General features: G+C 61.7%; 1 protein-coding gene and 1 pseudogene. Both read left to right on the top strand.

Annotation, left to right across the window (positions count from 1 at the left end; translation table 11 throughout):
• Positions 1-298: pseudogene (locus tag I5M_RS31570) on the top strand (redoxin domain-containing protein); the annotation flags it as partial.
• Between the two features lie 134 nt (positions 299-432).
• On the top strand, positions 433-2,016 hold the full coding sequence (ahpF, locus tag I5M_RS22920; RefSeq protein ID WP_022723540.1) for an alkyl hydroperoxide reductase subunit F: 1,584 nt from the start codon (positions 433-435) through the stop codon (positions 2,014-2,016).
• Positions 2,017-2,150 lie beyond the last annotated feature (134 nt).

Here is a 2,150-nt window from a genome sequence, read left to right as displayed (position 1 = left end):
TCGGAAAGATCCAGTACCCGATGTCGGGGGATCCGACCGGCACGATCAGCCGCAACTTCGAAGTGATGATCGAGAAAGCGGGCTTGCCGATCGCGGCACCTTTGTCGTCGACCCCGACGGCAAGATCCAGATCGTCGAAATCACGGCTGGCGGCATCGGTCGCGATGCGCAGGAGCTGCTGCGCAAGATCAAGGCAGCCCAATACGTTGCCGCGCACCCCGGCGAGGTTTGTCCCGCGAAATGGCAGGAAGGCGAGCAGACGCTTGCGCCGTCGCTGGAACTCGTCGGCAAGATCTGATCGGGCGAAATTTTCCTTCAAAGCTAATTTCGGGCCGGCCGACAGGCCGGCCCGAATCGGGCGCCGCACCCTGCGTCCTATCCCAAGCCGTTCATCCAGCGGGTGACATCAAGAGATTTCCGCGGAGCTGATACATGTTGGACGCGTCGTTGAAGAGCCAGATCCGCACCTATTTCGAGCGGATTACGCTGCCGATCGAGCTCATTCCGTCTCTCGATGACGGCGCGAAGTCGGCCGAACTGCGAGGCCTGATCGAGGAGATCGCGTCGCTTTCGGAAAAGATCACCGTGGCTCCCGATCAGCCCGATATCCACACGCCGTCGTTCGCCATCCATCGAGTCGGGACGGATATCTCGGTGCGCTTCGCCGGACTGCCGATGGGACATGAATTCAACTCGCTCATTCTTGCCTTGCTGCAGGTCGGCGGCCATCCTCCGAAGGAGGCGCCTGAGCTCGTCGAGGCGATCAAGAGCCTCGATGGCGACTACAATTTCGAGACCTATTTCTCGCTGTCGTGCCAGAACTGCCCTGACGTCGTGCAGGCGCTCAATGCGATGAGCGCCTTGAACCCGAGGATCAAGCACGTCGCCATTGATGGGGCGCTGTTCCAGGCCGAGGTCGAGAGGCGCCAGGTCATGGCTGTTCCCTCGGTCTTCCTCAACGGCGAGCCCTTCGCCCAGGGGCGCATGAGTCTCGAGGAGATCGTGGCGAAACTCGATACGCACAGTGTCGAGCGGGCCTCCCGTAAGATTGCTGAGAAAGCCGCCTTTGATGTCCTCGTGGTAGGCGGCGGACCTGCCGGCGTCGCGGCTGCCATCTATGCCGCACGCAAGGGAGTCCGGACCGGCATCGTCGCCGCGCGCATGGGCGGGCAAGTGCTGGACACCATGGCGATCGAGAATCTCATCTCGGTCCCGCATACCGAAGGACCAAAGCTCGCCGCGTCACTGGAACAGCAGGTGAAATCCTATGACGTCGATATCATGAACGCGCAGACTGCCGTTCGCCTGATACCGACCGTCGGACCGGATGATCTGCTGCAGGTCGAGCTGGCGAGCGGCGCGACGTTGAAGTCGCGCACGGTCGTCCTGTCGCCCGGCGCACGCTGGCGGCAACTCGATATTCCCGGTGAAAACGAATATCGCAACAAGGGAGTCGCCTATTGCCCGCATTGCGACGGCCCACTGTTCAAGGGCAAGCGCGTGGCCGTGGTTGGCGGCGGCAATTCGGGCGTGGAAGCCGCGATTGATCTCGCGGGCATCGCTGCCCATGTCGTCCTGATCGAGTTCGATGCCAACCTGCGGGCCGATGCCGTGCTGCAGAGCAAGCTCTATTCGCTGCACAATGTGACTGTTATTACCTCGGCGCGGACATCTGAAGTTCACGGCGACGGCCAGAAGGTCGTGGGTCTGTCCTATGTCAAGCGCAACAGCGATCAGCTCCAACGCTTGGAAGTTGACGGCGTGTTTGTTCAGATCGGTCTCGTACCCAACACCGATTGGCTGAAGGGAACTGTCGCACTGAATACGCGCGGCGAAATCGAAGTCGATGCGCGGGGGGGCACCGCCATTACCGGCGTGTTTGCTGCTGGCGATGCCACGACGGTGCCGTACAAGCAGATCATCGTCGCAATGGGAGAAGGCGCCAAGGCTTCGCTCTCGGCGTTCGATCATCTGATCCGGACGACGCCTGTGGAGGTGCTTCAAGCAGCGCAATGAGGTTCGGCTCANGCGCGCTGGACCGCTGACCGCTTAGCTGTTCTCGGGCGGGCGGCCCTTCGCCTACAGCACCTCCGGCAACGAATGCCCCGCCAGTTCGATGCTGAGCCCCTGCATGCCGAGGTCGTTGATTT

It is taken from the genome of Rhodopseudomonas sp. B29 (genome assembly GCF_000333455.1).
Classification (GTDB): Bacteria; Pseudomonadota; Alphaproteobacteria; order Rhizobiales; family Xanthobacteraceae; genus Rhodopseudomonas.
Note: the sequence above shows the minus strand (reverse complement) of the source record. Positions and strands in the feature narration are given on the sequence as shown.